The organism is Collinsella sp. TF07-1, from assembly GCF_003437235.1.
In the GTDB taxonomy this organism is placed as follows: Bacteria; Actinomycetota; Coriobacteriia; order Coriobacteriales; family Coriobacteriaceae; genus Collinsella.
This window is the reverse complement of record NZ_QSRV01000064.1, coordinates 1-239: the sequence shown is the minus strand read 5'-3', so window position 1 is coordinate 239 and position 239 is coordinate 1.

Here is a 239-nt window from a genome sequence, read left to right as displayed (position 1 = left end):
CCCCCGCTGGTGTTTTATAGGTTTGTTAACGTTGTCCTTCTATTTATGACGGGCTAACTAGCAGAGACCGACGAGGGTATAAAGATGCTATGTCTACAGTGGACAGCAAGATTCCCGAGGTCATACGGTCTGTCCATGGTTTATGACCAAATGTGTGACTCTGAGCAACTCGGAGCCAGCTAATTAATTTGTGAACAAAATATGGAGTGCGCGATTCCCGCCCCCGGCGCCCCTCCGGT